This is a genomic window from Escherichia sp. MOD1-EC5495 (assembly GCF_002965965.1).
Lineage (GTDB): Bacteria > Pseudomonadota > Gammaproteobacteria > Enterobacterales > Enterobacteriaceae > Escherichia > Escherichia ruysiae.
The window spans coordinates 1-480 of the sequence record NZ_PTRI01000063.1; the positions used below are offsets into that span (position 1 = coordinate 1).

At 56.2% G+C, this 480-nt stretch carries 1 protein-coding gene; it reads right to left on the minus strand.

Annotation, left to right across the window (positions count from 1 at the left end; all coding sequences use genetic code 11):
• On the minus strand, positions 1–480 hold a 480-nt coding region (locus tag BEG40_RS21555), incomplete at both ends, for a phage tail tip protein J-related protein (RefSeq protein WP_502692836.1).

The following is a 480-nucleotide window of genomic DNA, read 5'->3' on the forward strand; positions in this document are numbered from 1 at the left end:
CGGTTATCTGGCCTTTGAAAAAATCCAGGTAACCTTCCGCATCATCGCTCGCCCGACCGACAGCCTCCACGAATGTCGATTTGCCGACGGTGTTCACACTGCGAACGTAAAAATAATAATCATGGCCCGGTTTGATATTGATACTGGCGGCTATCCAGTACAGCGCCGTGCCAAGATAACGCGCGCTGGTTTCAACCTGCCTGATATCCGCAATCCGATTTTCCGAGAACCAGAACTCAAACTGTACCGTCGGATCATAAACCGCAAGATGCGGCGTGGCGGTTATCTGAAAATAGCCCGGCGTCAGCTCAATCCGCGATGGTGCTGCCGGTGCGGCAATCCGGAACGATACCGACGCCGGATCGCCCTGCTGCCCCCACGCATTTACCGCCCGGACTGTCAGACTGTAATTTCCCAGAGCCAGCTGCCTGAAGCGGTATGTGGTTTCCGTCGTCCGGGCCGTGCTGACCAGCCGCTCAC